A 15,881-nucleotide genomic window follows, 5' to 3' on the forward strand; every position below is an offset into this window, starting at 1 on the left:
GCTGGCTCCTTCGTCCGTCGATCAGCTCGCCTGTCGATCAGGGCGGCTCTGGGACGTTGCCGGTGATCCACTGCGTTCCCACCCGGTGGTCTCGATCAGGTCACGGTCTGCCAACCTCGGGGGATGGCTTCGGTGGTCGTGGTCGGTGGCGGTGTCTCCGGGCTGGCCGCAGCCTGGGAGCTGGCCACCTCGCGGCCGGGCCTGGACGTCGTCCTGCTCGAGGCGTCGGCCCGGGTGGGCGGCAAGCTGGCGTTGGGCTCGGTCGCCGGGCAGCAGGTGGACGTCGGTGCCGAGTCGATGTTGGCCCGGCGCCCGGAGGCCATCGAGCTGGCCCGCGAGGTCGGGCTCGCGGACGACCTGGAGCCGCCGCGACCGGTCGGAGCGTCCATCTGGAGCCGAGGCGAGCTGACGCCGCTGCCGCCCGGGACCCTGATGGGCGTGCCCTCCAGTGGCACCGGGTTGGCCGGCCTGCTCACCGACGAGGAGGTCGCCAGGGTCGAGGACGAGCCCATGGGTACCTGGCCGCCGCTCGAGCGGGACGTGGACGTCGCGTCCCTCGTGTCCGCCCGGGTCGGCTCGGCCGTGGTGGACCGGCTGGTCGAGCCGCTGCTCGGCGGCGTGTATGCCGGCCGGGCGGCCGACCTCTCGGTGCAGGCGACGGTTCCCGTGCTGTGGGCCGCCGCACACGAGGGCCGGTCCGTGGTGGCCGCGGCGCGCAGCGCCAGCCAGGCGTCGACCGGCGGGCCGGTCTTCGCCGGTCTCCGTGGCGGCGTCGGGCGCCTGCCCAGGGCTACCCGCGAGGCCCTGCTCGGTCGCGGGGTCGACATCCGGACCGGGGTCACGGTCCGCGAGCTCAGTCGGACGCCGTCCGGGTGGCGGCTGGTCACCGGCGCGACCTCGGCGCCCGAGACGCTGACCTGCGACGGGGTGCTGCTCGCCGTACCAGCCGCGCCGGCGGCCAGGCTGCTGCGCGGTGTGGCGCCGGTGGCGGCCGACGGGATGGCCGGGATCGAGACCGCGAGCATGGCGATCGTGACCTTGGCGCTGGACCGGGGCACTGTCCAGGGACTGTCCGGCTCCGGTGCGCTGGTGCCCGTGGTGGACGGCCGGTACGTCAAGGCGGTCACGTTCTCGTCGTCGAAGTGGGGCTGGCTGGACGAGGCTGGCGAGCACGTGGTGGTGCGCGCCTCGGTCGGCCGGCACGGGCAGGTCGGCGACCTGCAGCTGCCGGACGACGAGATCGTCCGGCGGGTGCGGCGCGACCTGGCGGAGCTGCCGGGCGTCCGGCTGGGGGAGCCGGTGGACGCCTTGGTGACCCGCTGGGGTGGCGGGCTGCCGCAGTACGCCGTCGGTCACCCGGACCGGATCGCCGGCGTCCGGGTCGCGATCGAGGCGGTGCCGGGGCTCGAGCTGGCCGGAGCGAGCTTCGACGGCGTCGGCATCGCGGCCTGCGTGGGATCGGGCCGACAGGCGGCACAGCGGATGGTCACCCACCTGGACCGGGCCGGGGCGGGGTACGGGACACTGGGCGCATGAGCGACGACACCGGCAAGCAGCGGGCGCGGGACATCAACGAGACCGTTCGCTACGCGATGTGGTCCGTGTTCGCGGTCCGCGACGGCCTGGGCGACGGCGAGCGCGCAAAGCTGGTCTCCGAGGTCGAGCAGGTGCTCGCCGAGCTGGCCGGCGACGACCTCGTGGTCCGCGGCTGGTACGACGTCGCCGGTCTGCGCGCCGACGCGGACCTCATGGTCTGGTGGCATGCGCCGCGGGTTGAAACCGTGCAGGCCGCCTACCAGCGGCTGCGGCAGACCGGCCTCGGGCGACACCTCGCGCCGGTCTGGTCGAACGTCGCGCTGCACCGTCCCGCGGAGTTCAACAAGAGCCACGTGCCCGCTTTCATGGCAGGTGAGGAGCCGCGCGGGTACATCTGCGTGTACCCGTTCGTGCGGTCCTACGACTGGTACCTGCTGCCCGACGAGGACCGCCGCCGGATGCTCATGGAGCACGGCCTCGCCGCCCGCGGCTACCCCGACGTCCGGGCCAACACGGTGTCCTCGTTCGCGCTCGGCGACTACGAGTGGGTGCTGGCTTTCGAGGCCGACGAGCTGCACCGGATCGTCGACCTGATGCGTGACCTGCGCGCCACTGACGCGCGCCGGCACGTCCGCGAGGAGGTGCCCTTCTTCACCGGTCCGCGGGTGCCGCTCGCCGACCTCGTCGGTCGTCTGCCGTGAGCCCTACGCCTTGGGCTGCAGGGTCAGGCTGATCGAGTTGATGCAGTAGCGCTGGTCGGTGGGGGTGTCGTACCCCTCACCCTCGAAGACGTGACCCAGGTGCGAGCCGCAGTTGCCGCAGCGCACCTCGACGCGCTTCATCCCCAGGGTGCTGTCTTCGATGTACTCGACGCGGTCCTCGGCCAGCGGGCTGTAGAACGAGGGCCAGCCGCAGTGCGAGGCGAACTTGTGGTCGCTGCGGAAGAGCTCGGTCCCGCATGCCCGGCAGGCGTAGACGCCCTCCGTGGTGGTGTCGGTGTACTCGCCGACGAACGGCGCCTCAGTGCCAGCCTCGCGCAGTACGTGGAACTCTTGCGGGCTGAGCTGCTCGCGCCAGTCGGTGTCGTCCTTGGTGATCTGATAGGTGCGGCCGGTGGGCTGCATCGCACGTCCTTTCCAGGGAAGTCTCACGCACCCTTAACACCGGGCCGGCCGGGGAACGTTCCCCGGCCGGCCACCGGTGAGTGCGATGTCACAGCCGCGTGAGAACCGCTAGCTCACGGTCAGCCGCACGACCTGCGGGTCGTGGTCGCTGTCCTGGTCGAAGAACTCCGAGTTGGTGTGCACCGCGTCGTAGTCGTACAGCTTGGTGGCGCCGTCCTTGGCCAGCGAGCCGCTGATCAGGATGTGGTCCAGCACCTGGCTGTTGCCGTCGAACACGTAGGTGTACCGCTCCTTGACCGGCAGCGTCCTGGGCAGGTCGACCAACGGGTTGATCGAGCCCACCAGGATGTCCGCGGTCTGCGAGAACTCGAAGTCGTTGATGTCCCCGAGCACGATGATCTTCGCCGACGAGCTCGCCTGCTGCAGGTTCGAGACGAACTGGTGGATCAGCGTCGCCTGCTGGTGGCGCTGCACCTCGCTGGACCGCACCGGCGGCTGGTACCGCCCGAAGACCGCGTTGTCGCCGCCCTTGGAGTTGAGGTGGTTGGCGATCACGAAGAGCGGCTGGCCGTTCCACTTGAACTGCCCGACCAGCGGCTTGCGACTGGCGTTCCAGGCTGAGTTGCCGGGGTCGATGCGGCCCGGGCTGGCGGACAGGTGGACCTTGGTGCCGACTCCCTCCACCGACACCGGGGTGGTGGAGGTGCCACCGTCGCGCTGGGTGAAGCCGAGGCCGCGGTCGGTTCGGTACAGGAAAATCTGCCGGATGTTGCCACCCGGCTGCCCGCCGTCCGCACCGTCCACTGGGTCGATCCACTGCGACTTGTACCTCGGGCCGCCCGCGGTGCGGATCGCGTCGACCAACTTGCTGACCGTGAGGTCGCTGGCGACGGTGCCGTCGTTTGTGGCGCCGCTGTTGTCCTGGATCTCCTCGACCGCGATCAGGTCGGGGGAGCGCAGGTTGTTCACGATCTGAGCGGCCAGCCGGTCGAACTTGGTCTGCGGGTCCGACGGCGCGAGGTTCTCCACGTTGAACGTGGCGACCGCGAGCTGCTCGGCGGTCGGCGCGGCGGTGACCTCGCGCTGCAGGCCCAGCCGCTTGACGGTCGGCGCCTGCGTGAGCATCAGGTGGAAGTTCGAGAAGTCGTAGTCCATGACGCCGACCGCCTGGTCCTTGATCTTGTCGCCGACGTTCATGGCCGTGACCGACCCGGCGGGCAGCAGTGAGTCGTCCATGATCAGCCGGGCCCCGTTGGGGTGGTCGTAACCGGAGTACAGGACGCCGCCGCGTGGGGTCTTGATCACGTCCGTGCTGTTGCCGGGAACGATCGGTGTCTCACCGAACGCGGTGGCCGTCGGACCGGTCGCGCGCGGCGCGTCGACCGCGACGCGCATGCCCTCCATCGACTCGTCGAAGTCAATCGCGTCCGTGGTCGGCGCGAACGGGACACCGGTGGCCTGCACGTCACCGGGAGCGCCGCTCTTGATCACCTGAGCCGGTGCCACCCGGTCGACGCCGAGCACGACGGGAGCCGGCAGCGCATTCCCGCTGGACTGCACGCTCACCGTGGGCGTGGTCAGCTCGGTGGTGCTCAGCCCGCCGGAGCCGGGGAAGAACTCCGAGACCGTGCCGTCGACGGTGACCGCGTCGCCGACCGCCACGGCTGGTGCGCTGCTGGTGAACACGTACAGGCCCTCGCTGGTGGCGACGTCGTCGTCCGGGGTGGTGGACTGCAGGTAGAAGCCGCGCGGGCCCTTGGCGGTCACCACGCCCTGGACGTCGGTCACCAGCTCACCGGCCAGCGGCGAGGTGTGCGCGGCGCCCTGGATCTGCTCGATCGTGGCCGGGTTGCCGGTCGGCGGGGCGGACGCGCAGGCCGGCTCGGCGGTCGCGGAGTTCTCCGGGGCCGGCGGCGCGGTGGTGAAGTCGGTGGCGTTCTGGTCGGTGTCCGTGCATGGCGCGATCCGCACGTCTGCGGTGGTGTTCGTCGGGGCCGGTGCCGGGCCGCTGCCCTCGAAGGTGTTGGCTGTGGCGCCGTAGCCGACCCGGTCGACCAACGTGGTGCTCGCGTCGGCCAGCTCGACCCGACCCGCCGTGCCGCCCATGGCTGCGGCGCCGACCGCGTCCGGGGTCGGCAGGTCGGCGGTGCCGCCGGCGCCCGCCGCCATCTGGATCAGGTAGCTGCGCCCGGCGGCGATCGTGCCGCTGAGCGTGGTCGTGCTGGCAGCGATACCGGTGCTGGTGGGCGAGAAGTAGGCGACCGTCCACCCCGTCAGGTCGACGGGGGCGCTCGAGGCGTTGAAGAGCTGGACGAAGTCGTTCCTGTACGTGGCACCGGAGTTGCCGCCGCCGCCGTAGACCTGCGAGATCACGACGGATGACGACACGGCTTGCGCGGGTGCTGCCGATGCGACGACGGCGGTGGCACCGACGACCAGCAGAGCGGCTGAACCGGCGACCAGCCGGCTGGGTGTGCGTGGCATGCGGACGCTCCTGACAGATGGGGACGAAGGGTTTCTATCAGGACTGTCCGACATGGGGCATTGGCTAGACATGACGACTTGGTGAATCTGTACGGTCAGGTCATGGCATCCCCAGCAGACTCCCTCCAGGTCGACGGACCGCAGGGCGAGCGCGCCGTGCGGCTGTCCAGCCCGGACCGCGTGCTGTGGCCGGCGGTGGGCGTGACCAAGCGCGACCTGGCCGACTACGTGGTGGCCGTCGGGCCGGCGCTGATCCGGGCGCTGGGTGATCGACCGGTCACCCTCCAGCGGTTCCCGGACGGGGTCGAGGGCGAGGCGTTCTACTCCAAGAACCCGCCGCGGGGCGTGCCGGAGTGGGTGCGCACGGTGGCCGTGACCTACCCGAGCGGGCGCAGCCACCAGCAGCTCGTGCTGGACGAACCGGCCGCCGCGGCGTGGGCGGTCCAGATGAACACGATCACCTTCCACCCGTGGCCGGTGCGGACCGCCGACCTGGACCAGCCGGACGAGCTGCGGATCGACCTGGACCCGCAACCCGGGCGGGGTTTCCCGGACGTCGTGCGGGCCGCGCACCTGCTGCGCGGGCTGCTGCGCGAGCTGGGCCTGACCGGCTTCGTCAAGACCTCGGGCAACCGCGGCGTGCACGTGTTCGCGCGGATCCAGCCGGACCGCGAGTTCCTGGACGTGCGGCACGCGGTGATCGGGATCGGTCGCGAGCTGGTCCGTCGCGATCCTGACCTGCTCACCATGGAGTGGTGGAAGGAGCAGCGCGGCGAGCGGATCTTCATCGACTTCAACCAGTCGAACCGGGACCGGACCATCGCCTCCGCCTACAGCCCACGACCCCTGCCGCACGCGCCGGTGTCCACCCCGCTGCGCTGGGAGGAGCTGGACGACGTCGACCCGACCGTGCTCACCGTGCGCACCGTTCCCGACCGGCTGCGCAACGGCGGCGACCCGTGGGAGGCCATGGACGAGTCCGTCGGCTCACTGGACGCCGCCGCCGAGCTGTGGCGGGCGGACGTCGAGGATCGGGGTTTGGGGGAGCTGAACTTCCCGCCGGACTACCCGAAGATGCCGGGCGAGCCCCCGCGGGTGCAGCCCAGCCGCAAGAACGCCGCCAACTGGGCCGACGAGTCGTGAGCTGATGGCAGCCCGCGCCCGGCTCGATCCGCGTTTCGACGCGTACGTCGACCCGTTGCCCGCCTGGCAGCAGGCGATCTGCCGACGGGTGCGCGAGCTGGCGCTGGCCGCCGACCCCGAGGTCGTCGAGACGATCAAGCGCACCGTGCAGCCCTACTACGTGCTGCAGGGCAACGTCTGCGCCCTGCTCGCCGCTCGCGGCTGGGTCAACGTCTTCATCTACAGCACGCTGTTCGACGACCCGACCGCAATGGTCACCGGTGGCCAGGGCAACGCCACCGGACGCACCATCGCCGTCCACGAGGGTGAGGTGCTGGACGCCGAGGCGTTCACCGCGATCCTGCGTCAGGTGATCGCGAACAACCGGGCCGGTCGCAAGGTCAGCACCACTGGCGACCCGAAGCGCGAGGTGCCGGTGCCGGCCGAGCTTGCTGCCGACCTCGGCACGGCCGGTCTCAGGGCTGCGTTCGACGAGCGGCCGTTCTACCAGCGCAAGCACTGGGTGGACTCGATCACCTCGGCGAAGAAGCGCGAGACTCGCGAGCGCCGGCTGCAGTCGATGGTCGAGGACCTGCGCACCGGCCGGGCCCCCTGACGCTCAGCCCAGCCCGAGCGTGCCGCCGAACCGGCCGCAGACCTCACCCGAGGAAGGTGGTCCCCGCGTAGACGTGCAGCACGGGGACCCCGAGCTCGTCGCGGGCCCGGCTGGCCCAGTCGCGGTGGAAGGTGTCCTCCATCGCGTGCGGCCGGGTCACGACGACGACCTCGCGGGCGTGGTGGGTATCGATCGCCTGCTGCACGGCGGGCAGCGGATCGTCCTGGGTCACCTCCCCGTCCGCCTCGATCCCGTTGCCGCGCAACGCCTCCAGCGAGGAGGCCAACGCATCCGAGGCCGAGGTGCGGGCCTGGTCGGCGCTCGGTTCGCGCCGGCGGACGGCGTCCAGCGCCTTACGCAGCTCGAGCATGCTGAGGTGGTCGATCACGTCCACCAGCAGGTTGCGCTCGGTGTCGGCAGGGACGAGCACGTGGTAGCGCAGCTCCTCACCGCCGTGCAGGTCGGTGATGCGCTTGGCGTCGCCGACGCCCAGCGCCTGCTCGGTGAGGATCACGATGAGGTCGGCCACGACGGACTCCTGGCGGCTGCGTGCGGTCACGGGTCGGCTCGATCCTGGCACGTCGGGGCTGACGGTTGTCGGTGAGGTCGGCTTGAATGGCCGGATGCAGCTGCCCGTGATGCCCCCCGTGCCCCCGATGCTGGCCAAGCCGGCCAAGCAGGTCCCGGCTGGCGCGTTCAGCTACGAACCCAAGTGGGACGGGTTCCGCTCGATCATCTTCCGGGACGGCGACGAGGTCGAGATCGGCAGCCGCAACGAGAAGCCGATGACCCGCTACTTTCCCGAGCTCGTCGAGGCGGTGCTGGCCAACCTGCCCGAACGCTGCGTGGTGGACGGCGAGATCATCCTGGTCGGGGAGTCCGGTGACCGGCTCGACTTCGAGGCCCTGCAGCAGCGCATCCACCCGGCCGCGAGCCGGGTCAAGATGCTGTCCGAGAAGACGCCCGTGCGGTTCGTGGCCTTCGACCTGCTCGCCCTGGGCGACCAGGACTGGACGTCGCGACCGTTCGCCGAGCGGCGGGCCGCACTCGTCGAGGCGCTGGCCGGGGCACGGTCACCAATCCACCTCACGGCCGCCACCACGGACCAGGCGACCGCCGAGCAGTGGTTCCACCAGTTCGAGGGCGCCGGGCTGGACGGCCTGGTCGCCAAGCCGCTGGACGGCCGCTACCTGCCGGACAAGCGCACCATGACCAAGGTCAAGCACGAGCGCACCGCGGACTGCGTTGTCGCGGGCTACCGGGTGCACAAGAGCGGGCCGGACGCGATCGGCTCGCTGCTGCTCGGGCTGTACGACGCCGACGGCGTACTGGCCAGCGTCGGCGTGATCGGCGCCTTCCCGATGGCCCGCCGCAAGGAGCTGTTCGCCGAGCTGCAGCCGCTGGTCACCACCTTCGACGACCACCCGTGGGCCTGGGCGAAGCAGGAGGAGGGCACCCGGACGCCGCGCAACGCCGAGGGCAGCCGCTGGGCCGCGGGTAAGGACCTCTCCTTCGTGCCGCTGCGACCCGAGCTCGTCGTCGAGGTGCGCTACGACCACATGGAGGGCATCCGCTTCCGGCACACCGCGCAGTTCGTCCGGTGGCGCCCGGACCGCGAGCCGGCCTCCTGCGGCTACGAGCAGCTGGAGGAGCCGGTCAGCTTCGACCTGGCCGACGTCCTGGGCGCTCTGGGGTAGCTGTCGGGCGCGACGTCGACGGCCCCGGTCGCGTGCAAGGATCGCGCCATGCCGACACCCGGTTGGAAGCCCCTCGCCGTACTGCTCGCGGCCTCCGGCGTCCTGCACTTCGCCAAGCCGGATCCCTACGCGCGCATCGTGCCGAAGGGCCTCGGCGACGCACATCGCTGGGTCGCCGTCTCCGGTGCCGCCGAGCTCGCCTGCGCGGCCGGGCTGGCGAGCTCGCGGACGAGGCGCGGTGCAGCGCTGGCCGCTGCGGGTCTGTTCGTCGCGATCTTCCCGGCGAACGTGCAGATGGCGGTGGCGGCATGGCGCTCGGACCGAGCCGGTCGCGGCTACCAGGTCGGCACGCTGGCCCGGCTGCCGCTGCAGGCTCCGCTGGTGGCCTGGGCCCTGTCGGTCGGCCGGGCTGCGCGGTCCGCACCGTCCGTGCGGTCGTCGCGATGAGCGGGACCGCCGGCCGGGTCGCGCGCGCCGCCGCGGTCACCGCCGCAGTCGCTGGGGCCGCAGCGGTCAGCGCCGGCGGGTTGGCCGCGTACTTCACCCGCAGGGTGGTCACCCCGGACCACGTCAAGCCGGACGACGTGGAGGTCGTCGCCGTCGACCTGGGCGCCGACCCGGCGTCAGTCACGCTGCGCCGCACGCCGGAGACCCAGGTCGAGGGCCGGTACGGACTCTGGTGGGACGACCGTCGCGGCCACGCGCGGCTCGGCGGCGTGCTCGAACTGGACGACGACACCGTCGTCCGCCGGCTCGAGCAGGTAGAGCATGGCGAGCTGCGGCCCGGACCGGCGCGCTGGAACCAGTACTACTTCAGCGGACCGCCCGCACAGAGCCTCGGCCTGGACTACCAGGACGTCGACCTGGACACCGACCTCGGCCCGATGCCTGCCTGGTTCGTGCCGGCCGGACCCGCGGACGGCCAGCCGCCGACCTCGACCTGGGCGGTGCTGGTGCACGGGCGGGGTGCGACCCGTGAGGAGTGCCTACGCGCCGTCCCGCCGTTGCACGCACTGGGGCTTCCCGTGCTGGTTCCCTCCTACCGCAACGACCTCGGTGCACCGAGTGACCCGAGTGGTCGCTACCACCTGGGGGACAGCGAGTGGCGCGACGTCGAGGCCGCCGTGCTGTACGCGGTGGCGCAGGGCGCGCAGGACGTTGTGCTGCTCGGTTGGTCCATGGGTGGTGCCATCGTGCTGCAGGCCGCGACCCGGTCGTGGGTCTGCGACCGGGTGCGTGCCGTCGTCCTGGACGCGCCGGTGGTTGACTGGCACGCCGTCCTGGACCACCAGTCCCGGGCCAACCGGCTGCCCGCCGTCGTGACACGGTTCGGCCACCAGCTGATGCGTAACTCGTGGGGCCGGCGGCTGATCGGGCTCAAGCACCCCCTCGACCTGCGCCGCCTGGACTGGGTGTCGCGGGCCGCGGAGCTGCAGCTGCCGATCCTGCTGATCCACAGCGACGACGACGAGTTCGTGCCGAACGGGCCCTCGCTGGCGCTTGCCGCGGCCCGCCCCGACCTGATCACCGTCGTGCCGTGGCAGGTCGCGCGGCACACCAAGGAGTGGAACACCGACCCGCAGCGCTGGGATCGCGTGGTGAGCGAGTTCGTCCTCGAGCAGCTCGCCAGCCCGAAGGCGGTCGCGGTCAGCTCGTGAGGTGGTGGTTCACGGTGGCCATGCCGGTAGGGTAGGCGCACCGGAACGTCAGCGATCAGGCTCGCGTCCAGCGGGTCAGAAGTGATCCGTCCGAACGCAGTGCGTGCGCCAGGCGCATCCTGGTCCGCAGTGGAGCGCCGGCGGCAACCCGCGGTCCGTGACCGCCCACCAGCAAGGGCGCCAGGCTCAGGCAGAGCTCGTCGACCAGGTCGGCCCGGCACAGGTCGTTCATCAGCTGAGGGCCGCCTTCGCAGAGCAGCCGGCGCAGCCCGCGTCCGGCCAGCTCCTCGGTGGCCGACACCAGGTCGACGCTGCCGCGACCGGCGCGCAGCACGTTGTGCGGCCCCAGCAAGGCGCCGAGTGCGGACACCGCGCCCGGGTCGGCGTCCTCGGTGGTGAGCACCATCAGCCCGCCGGCGCCCGGTGCGGCGTCCAGGACCTTCTCGGGCAGGTCCAGCGACCGGCTGACCAGGATCAGCAGGGGATGCTCGGCGAGGCCGTGCGCCTCGCGCACATCCGCCCACGCGTCCGGCGTCCGCAGTCGCCCGTAGCCCTCGTCCCGAGCGGTGCCGGCACCGATGACCACGGTGTCGCACAGCGCCCGCAGCGCCTCGAAGACGCGGTGGTCGGCGTCGTCGTTGATGCTGCCCGAGCGTCCGTCGTCCCCCGTGGCGGAACCGTCCAGGGTGGACACGAAGTTGGTCCGGACGACGGCGCTCTCCCCGTTGCCCGGGTACTCGTAGAGGTCCGCGAGCTCTTCGTCGCTGAGTTCGTCGAGGTGGCGCACCCTAGGAAGTCTGCCAGCGCTGACGTCGTAGGGTCGTGCCGTGCCGGGACGACTCGCTGACCGTGACCCGCGCCCCGACCCGCAGCGGCTGCTCGACGACCTGGTGCCGCCGCCGCACTTCGCCGGGGTGAGCTTCGACGGCTACCGCCCGGACCCCGCCGAACCGAGCCAGCTGGCTGCCCTCGAGCGGCTGCGCGCGTTTGCTGGCGAGCTGACGGCCAGTGCCCAGCCGAGCGGACGACGCCTGCTGCGTCGGCCGCCGCGTCGGCCGGACGGGCTGCCCGGTATCTATCTGGACGGCGGGTTCGGGGTGGGCAAGACCCACCTGCTGGCGTCCCTGTGGCACACCGCGCCCGCACCCAAGACGTTCGGCACGTTCGTCGAGCTCACCCACCTGGTGGGCGCCCTGGGCTTCGGTCAGGCCGTCGAACGGCTGTCTACCCGGCGACTGGTCTGCATCGACGAGTTCGAGCTGGACGACCCGGGTGACACCGTCCTGATGTCCACCTTGCTCGCCCGGCTGGTCGAGGCGGGCGTGCGGGTCGCGGCGACGTCCAACACGTTGCCGGACGCGCTGGGGGAGGGGCGCTTCGCCGCGGAGGACTTCCTGCGCGAGATCCAGGCGCTGTCGGCCCGGTTCGAGGTGCTGCGGATCAACGGTGAGGACTATCGGCACCGCGGGCTGGCTCAGGCGCCGGGGCCGGTCACCGACGAGCAGGCGCGTGCCTGGGCGCAGGGTGCGCCTGGGCGGACCTGCGACGAGTTCGACACCCTGTGCGCTCACCTGGCGACGGTCCACCCCAGCCGCTACGGCGCACTGGTCGACGGCGTCCGCGGGGTCGCGCTGACCGGACTGCACCAAGTGAGCGACCAGAACGTGGCGTTGCGGCTCGTCGTGCTGGCCGACCGGTTCTACGACCGCGATGTGCCGGTGGTGGTCAGCGGAGGCCGGTTGGCGGACCTGTTTACCCCGGACATGCTGCGCGGCGGCTACCGCAAGAAGTACCTGCGCACGCTGTCCCGGCTCACCGCGCTGGCTCGCGAGGCCGGCACAGCCCTCGGCTAGGCCGCCGCGACCCGGACCACGGCGACGGCGTGCGGGCCGAGCTCGACGGTGGACTCGTGCAACGTCGTGGTGGCCGGGTCCCAGACGGCGACGGCGTCCATGGGCTCCGCGTCCATCGGGACCTGCTGCGCATGCTCGGCGAAGTTGGCCACCACACGCAGGTCGCCGCGTCGCACGCACAGCCACCCGGCGTCCTCGTCCAGGTCGACCGAGACATCGGCCAGGTGCCCGTCCGTCAGCACAGAAGCCTTGCGGCGCAACGAGATCAGCGCATGGTACCAGTCGAGCATGCGGGCATGGTCGCCGTGCCGCATCTCGTCCCAGCGCAGTACCGAGCGGTCGTGCGTCGAGCGGTCCTGCGGGTCCGGCACCTGCTCCGCCGTCCACCCGTGCTCGGCGAACTCCAAGCGTCGGCCGTCGCGAACCGCGGCGCCCAGAGCTGGATCGGGGAAGTCGGTGAAGTACTGCCAGGGAGTCGAGGCGGCCCACTCCTCACCCATGAAGATCATCGGGGTGAATGCCGACGTCATCACCAGCGCGGCGCCGATGGCCTGCTGCCCGGGGGTCAGCAGCGCGCCGATCCGCTCGCCGAGAGCGCGGTTGCCGATCTGGTCGTGCGTCTGCAGGTAACCCAGGAAGCGCCGTCCGTCGTGCGCCGCCGGGTCGACCGGGTTCCCCCAGTCGGCGCCGCGGAAGGACGACCAGCCACCGTCGTGCCGGAACACCCGGGTCAGGCACTGCGCGACCACCGGCAGCGGCCCGAAGTCCGCGTAGTACCCCTGCCGCTCGCCGGTCAGCGCGGCGTGCAGCGCGTGGTGCAGGTCGTCGCTCCACTGCGCGTCCATGCCGAGGCCGTCCTTCGCAGACGGCTCGACGGTGCGCGGGTCGTTCAGGTCGCTCTCCGCGACCAGCTCGAGCGGCCGCTCCAGCGCGTGCGACAGGATCCGCGTCTCGTCGGCCAGCTGGGCCAGCACGTGGGTGGGTGAGTCGTCGCGCAGCTCGTGCACGGCGTCCAGGCGCAGGACGTCGAGGTGGAAGTCGCGGAACCAGCGCAGCGCGTTGTCGACCAGCCAGCGCCGGACGGCCATGTTGCCCTCGCCGTCCAGGTTGAGTCCCTGGCCCCACGGCGTCTGGTGGTCGTCGGTGAAGTACGGGCCGAACCGGGCAAGGTAGTTCCCGCTCGGGCCGAGGTGGTTGTAGACGACGTCCAGTCCGACGGCCAGTCCGCGGGTGTGGCAGGCGTCCACGAAGCGCTGCAGCGCCTCGGGTCCGCCGTAGGCGTCGTGCACGGCGTAGGGGTGCACGCCGTCGTAGCCCCAGCCCCACTGGCCGTCGAAGGCAGCGACCGGCATCAGCTCGACGACGTCCGCGCCGAGCCCGGCCAGGTGATCCAGGTGCTCGATGGCCGCGTCCAACGTGCCCTCGTAGGTGAACGTGCCGACGTGCAGCTCGTAGATCACCCCGCCCAGCAGCCCCTTGCCGCAACGGGTGCCCCGCCAGGCTTGGTCGTGCCAGGTGTGCTGCTCGGGGTCGAACACCCGGCTCGGCCCGTGCACGCCGTCCGGCTGCCAGGCACTGCGCGGGTCCGGGGTCAGCGGGCCGCCGTCCACCTCGAAGCCGTAGTCGGTGCCGTGCTCTGCCCACGGGCCGTCGTGGCGCCACCAACCGCCTTCGGAGCGAACCAGCGGCTGCGAGTCGCGCGTGCCCTTCGGGTCGGTCACGAGGTCGACGCGTCCGGCGTGCGGCGCCCAGACGGCGAAGCGGTGCATGGGTGCGAGCCTTTCACAGGGCGCGCACCATGGCCCGCAGAGGTCCGCGCTGACATGATCTGGCGATGGTCCCTGAGGCGAGTGGCGACGACGGTCGCGACGGCGTCCGCCTGTCCGACCTGCTGCGGGTCGAGAAGGGCTTCCGGCTTGAGGAGGTCGGCTCACGGAGCACGCCGGGTTTCGCCGGCGGCAAGGCGGCGGGCCGGACGGCGTTGCGGGCGGGCACCGAGCCCTTCGCGGAGCTCCAGGAGCGCCTGTTTGCCGAGAGCCGGTTCGGCGGCGAGCGGTCGGTGCTGCTGGTCCTGCAGGGCATGGACACCGCGGGTAAGGGCGGCATCGTGCGGCATGTCGTGGGTGCGGCGGATCCGCAGGGCGTCCGGCACACGGCGTTCAAGGCGCCCACGAGCGGGGAGCGCGCCAGGGGCTTCCTGTGGCGGATCCGCCGGGCGTTGCCGGAGCCGGGGGAGATCGGGGTCTTCGACCGCTCGCACTACGAGGACGTGTTGATCGCCCGGGTGCAGGGACTGGTGCCACGGGCCACCTGGGTCGCCCGCTTCGACTCCATCAACGCCTTCGAGGCCGAGGTGGCTGCGCGCGGCACGACCATCGTCAAGGTGATGCTGCACCTCGGACGCAAGGAGCAGCGTTCGCGGTTGACCCGGCGGCTCGGTCGCCCGGACAAGTACTGGAAGTACAGCCCCACCGACGTCGATGCCCGGCTGCTCTGGGACGACTACCAGCAGGCGTACCAGGACGCGTTGACGCGCTGCTCGACCGACCTGGCGCCGTGGTACGTCGTGCCGGCGGACCGTAAGTGGTACGCGCGGTGGGCCGTTCAGCAGCTGCTGCTCGAGCACCTGCAGGCACTCGACCCGCAGTGGCCGGCCGCGGCCTTCGACGTGGCTGCGGAACGCGCTCGCCTCGCCGCCACCTGACCCGGCCCCCGCGACATCCACTTGTGATGGGTTGCCGGGGTGTCAAAGGCCTCTGAGACCCCGACAACCCATCATGAGTGGGCGGTCACCAGCGCAGCGGCCGCTTCGGGTCGTGAAACCAGATCGATCGCAGCGTGTTCGGCGCCTCCAGCCCGATGGCCTGAGCCATCTCGTGCAGTGCCCGTTCCCGAGCCGAGTGCCGGGCCACGGTGAAGCGGTCATATCGAAGGACCGGAACCTGGTTGCTCAGCACGATCCGGTTCTCCCGTCGGTTGTCTGCATGCCGCTGCAACGCCTCCTCGTGATAGACCCCGTCGTACTCGACGGCCGCGTCCCGCCTGCCGACCAGGTACAGATCGAGGACGGCGAGAAGCGAGTCCCCGCGGTAGTACGGCAGGTTCACGTACGGCTCCGGAAGCCCGCCCAGCACCGCCACCATCCGCAGGCGCGACTCACCCGGTGACGCCGCGCGTGAGCTCGCGTGCTCGAGACAGCGTCGAACCTCGTCCACCCCGGGCCAACGACGATGGCCGTCGACGTAGGCGTAGAACCACGGAAGCTCCAGCAGTCCGGCCCGGGCGAACGCGTCCGCGACCACGACGGCCTCGACGACGCACGCGCGACGCATCAGCTGGAAGGCAGTGCGCATCGGCGAGGTGCAGCGCAAACCGCGGGCCGTCACGACGTCCGAGGCCTGCAGGACGAGTCGACGGGAGGAGTCGAGGGACGGCCCAGGCCGAGCACGACCGCGTTCGACGGCCCACTGCAGCGGAAGCGGCGCACCCGGCGCGGGCTGCCAGATGCCGTGCGCCCAGGCAGCCAGCAGGTCCGTGGCTACGGCGTCCGCAGGCAGGACGAGCTTGACCGCGGCCAGCCGGACGTCGTCGTCCACCGGCATCGACGCGTGGCAGTAGACGCCACGAAGCAGCCGCGTCCAGGACCGGCCACGCAGCATGTCAGCGGTGACACCAGCCCGTCGGGCCGATGCCACGGTGATCGGGCCGACGAGCAGCTCCGGTGGGACGTGAGGTCTGATCGGCATCAGCCAAGCATGGACACCAACGCCCGAACGGCGCGGCCGTCGTCC

General features: G+C 71.6%; 15 protein-coding genes. 9 read left to right on the forward strand and 6 right to left on the reverse strand.

The features are described 5' to 3' along the window. The first annotated feature begins 123 nt into the window (after nucleotides 1–123). Nucleotides 124–1,536 carry a protoporphyrinogen oxidase gene (gene hemG / locus ACPPVT_RS09500; protein ID WP_426566746.1) on the forward strand — a complete coding sequence of 471 codons (1,413 nt, stop codon included), beginning with the start codon at nucleotides 124–126 and terminating at the stop codon, nucleotides 1,534–1,536. Further along, on the forward strand, nucleotides 1,533–2,237 hold the full coding sequence (hemQ, locus tag ACPPVT_RS09505; protein ID WP_426566747.1) for a hydrogen peroxide-dependent heme synthase: 705 nt from the start codon (nucleotides 1,533–1,535) through the stop codon (nucleotides 2,235–2,237). Before hemG ends, hemQ begins: the two co-directional genes overlap by 4 nt. A gap of 3 nt (nucleotides 2,238–2,240) precedes the next feature. Here the strand turns inward: hemQ and msrB are convergent, their stop codons facing one another. Further along, nucleotides 2,241–2,660, reverse strand: coding sequence for a peptide-methionine (R)-S-oxide reductase MsrB (gene msrB / locus ACPPVT_RS09510; RefSeq protein ID WP_426566748.1), 420 nt, complete (start codon nucleotides 2,658–2,660; stop codon nucleotides 2,241–2,243). Nucleotides 2,661–2,768: 108 nt separating this feature from the next. Next, entirely contained in the window at nucleotides 2,769–5,144 is a 2,376-nt protein-coding gene (locus ACPPVT_RS09515) for a lamin tail domain-containing protein (RefSeq protein ID WP_426566749.1), read from the reverse strand. Between the two features lie 102 nt (nucleotides 5,145–5,246). Between ACPPVT_RS09515 and ligD the strand changes: the two genes are divergently transcribed. Together ligD and ACPPVT_RS09525 are read left to right on the forward strand one after the other, a co-directional pair. Further along, the gene (ligD, locus tag ACPPVT_RS09520; protein WP_426566750.1) at nucleotides 5,247–6,287 is read left to right on the forward strand and encodes a non-homologous end-joining DNA ligase; all 1,041 of its coding nucleotides are present in this window, start codon (nucleotides 5,247–5,249) and stop codon (nucleotides 6,285–6,287) included. 4 nt (nucleotides 6,288–6,291) lie between these two features. Continuing rightward, a complete protein-coding gene (locus tag ACPPVT_RS09525) occupies nucleotides 6,292–6,882 on the forward strand; it encodes a YdeI/OmpD-associated family protein (RefSeq protein WP_426566751.1) in 591 nt (196 codons plus the stop codon). 43 nt (nucleotides 6,883–6,925) lie between these two features. Here the strand turns inward: ACPPVT_RS09525 and ACPPVT_RS09530 are convergent, their stop codons facing one another. Then, a complete protein-coding gene (locus ACPPVT_RS09530; RefSeq protein ID WP_426566752.1) occupies nucleotides 6,926–7,441 on the reverse strand; it encodes a hypothetical protein in 516 nt (171 codons plus the stop codon). 64 nt (nucleotides 7,442–7,505) lie between these two features. On the opposite strand from ACPPVT_RS09530, the gene ACPPVT_RS09535 reads away from it, so the two are divergent. From ACPPVT_RS09535 to ACPPVT_RS09545, 3 genes are read left to right on the forward strand one after another with little or no spacing between them, the layout of a single operon-like run. Continuing rightward, complete coding sequence (locus ACPPVT_RS09535; RefSeq protein ID WP_426566753.1) at nucleotides 7,506–8,579, forward strand: ATP-dependent DNA ligase; 1,074 nt, start codon at nucleotides 7,506–7,508, stop codon at nucleotides 8,577–8,579. A 48-nt stretch (nucleotides 8,580–8,627) separates the two neighbouring features. Then, nucleotides 8,628–9,026: a DoxX family protein gene (locus ACPPVT_RS09540; protein ID WP_426566754.1), complete on the forward strand. Its 399-nt coding sequence runs from the start codon at nucleotides 8,628–8,630 to the stop codon at nucleotides 9,024–9,026. Further along, nucleotides 9,023–10,237, forward strand: a complete 1,215-nt coding sequence (locus ACPPVT_RS09545; protein ID WP_426566755.1) for an alpha/beta hydrolase — start codon at nucleotides 9,023–9,025, stop codon at nucleotides 10,235–10,237. Before ACPPVT_RS09540 ends, ACPPVT_RS09545 begins: the two co-directional genes overlap by 4 nt. Nucleotides 10,238–10,292: 55 nt before the next feature. Here ACPPVT_RS09545 and ACPPVT_RS09550 read toward each other — a convergent pair whose 3' ends face one another. Further along, nucleotides 10,293–11,024: a pyrimidine reductase family protein gene (locus ACPPVT_RS09550; protein ID WP_426566756.1), complete on the reverse strand. Its 732-nt coding sequence runs from the start codon at nucleotides 11,022–11,024 to the stop codon at nucleotides 10,293–10,295. Nucleotides 11,025–11,064: 40 nt separating this feature from the next. On the opposite strand from ACPPVT_RS09550, the gene zapE reads away from it, so the two are divergent. Further along, nucleotides 11,065–12,090 carry a cell division protein ZapE gene (gene zapE, locus ACPPVT_RS09555; protein WP_426566757.1) on the forward strand — a complete coding sequence of 342 codons (1,026 nt, stop codon included), beginning with the start codon at nucleotides 11,065–11,067 and terminating at the stop codon, nucleotides 12,088–12,090. Here the strand turns inward: zapE and treZ are convergent. Further along, the gene (gene treZ / locus ACPPVT_RS09560; RefSeq protein ID WP_426566758.1) at nucleotides 12,087–13,859 is read right to left on the reverse strand and encodes a malto-oligosyltrehalose trehalohydrolase; all 1,773 of its coding nucleotides are present in this window, start codon (nucleotides 13,857–13,859) and stop codon (nucleotides 12,087–12,089) included. The two genes, zapE and treZ, sit on opposite strands and share 4 nt — an antisense overlap. 65 nt (nucleotides 13,860–13,924) lie before the next feature. Between treZ and ACPPVT_RS09565 the strand changes: the two genes are divergently transcribed. Further along, nucleotides 13,925–14,794 carry a PPK2 family polyphosphate kinase gene (locus tag ACPPVT_RS09565; RefSeq protein ID WP_426566759.1) on the forward strand — a complete coding sequence of 290 codons (870 nt, stop codon included), beginning with the start codon at nucleotides 13,925–13,927 and terminating at the stop codon, nucleotides 14,792–14,794. Nucleotides 14,795–14,879: 85 nt separating this feature from the next. Here the strand turns inward: ACPPVT_RS09565 and ACPPVT_RS09570 are convergent, their stop codons facing one another. Next, nucleotides 14,880–15,836 carry a hypothetical protein gene (locus ACPPVT_RS09570; RefSeq protein ID WP_426566760.1) on the reverse strand — a complete coding sequence of 319 codons (957 nt, stop codon included), beginning with the start codon at nucleotides 15,834–15,836 and terminating at the stop codon, nucleotides 14,880–14,882. Nucleotides 15,837–15,881: the final 45 nt, after the last annotated feature.

The organism is Angustibacter sp. McL0619 (assembly GCF_049994355.1).
Taxonomy (GTDB): domain Bacteria; phylum Actinomycetota; class Actinomycetes; order Actinomycetales; family Angustibacteraceae; genus Angustibacter.

Excerpts from the sequence above, each read along its gene's own strand:
- hemG (WP_426566746.1), top strand. The coding sequence starts at position 124 with ATGGCTTCGGTGGTCGTGGTCGGTGGCGGTGTCTCCGGGCTGGCCGCA.
- hemQ (WP_426566747.1), top strand. The coding sequence starts at position 1,533 with ATGAGCGACGACACCGGCAAGCAGCGGGCGCGGGACATCAACGAGACC.
- msrB (WP_426566748.1), bottom strand. The coding sequence starts at position 2,660 with ATGCAGCCCACCGGCCGCACCTATCAGATCACCAAGGACGACACCGAC.
- ACPPVT_RS09515 (WP_426566749.1), bottom strand. The coding sequence starts at position 5,144 with ATGCCACGCACACCCAGCCGGCTGGTCGCCGGTTCAGCCGCTCTGCTG.
- ligD (WP_426566750.1), top strand. The coding sequence starts at position 5,247 with ATGGCATCCCCAGCAGACTCCCTCCAGGTCGACGGACCGCAGGGCGAG.
- ACPPVT_RS09525 (WP_426566751.1), top strand. The coding sequence starts at position 6,292 with ATGGCAGCCCGCGCCCGGCTCGATCCGCGTTTCGACGCGTACGTCGAC.
- ACPPVT_RS09535 (WP_426566753.1), top strand. The coding sequence starts at position 7,506 with ATGCAGCTGCCCGTGATGCCCCCCGTGCCCCCGATGCTGGCCAAGCCG.
- ACPPVT_RS09540 (WP_426566754.1), top strand. The coding sequence starts at position 8,628 with ATGCCGACACCCGGTTGGAAGCCCCTCGCCGTACTGCTCGCGGCCTCC.
- ACPPVT_RS09545 (WP_426566755.1), top strand. The coding sequence starts at position 9,023 with ATGAGCGGGACCGCCGGCCGGGTCGCGCGCGCCGCCGCGGTCACCGCC.
- treZ (WP_426566758.1), bottom strand. The coding sequence starts at position 13,859 with ATGCACCGCTTCGCCGTCTGGGCGCCGCACGCCGGACGCGTCGACCTC.
- ACPPVT_RS09565 (WP_426566759.1), top strand. The coding sequence starts at position 13,925 with ATGGTCCCTGAGGCGAGTGGCGACGACGGTCGCGACGGCGTCCGCCTG.
- ACPPVT_RS09570 (WP_426566760.1), bottom strand. The coding sequence starts at position 15,836 with ATGCCGATCAGACCTCACGTCCCACCGGAGCTGCTCGTCGGCCCGATC.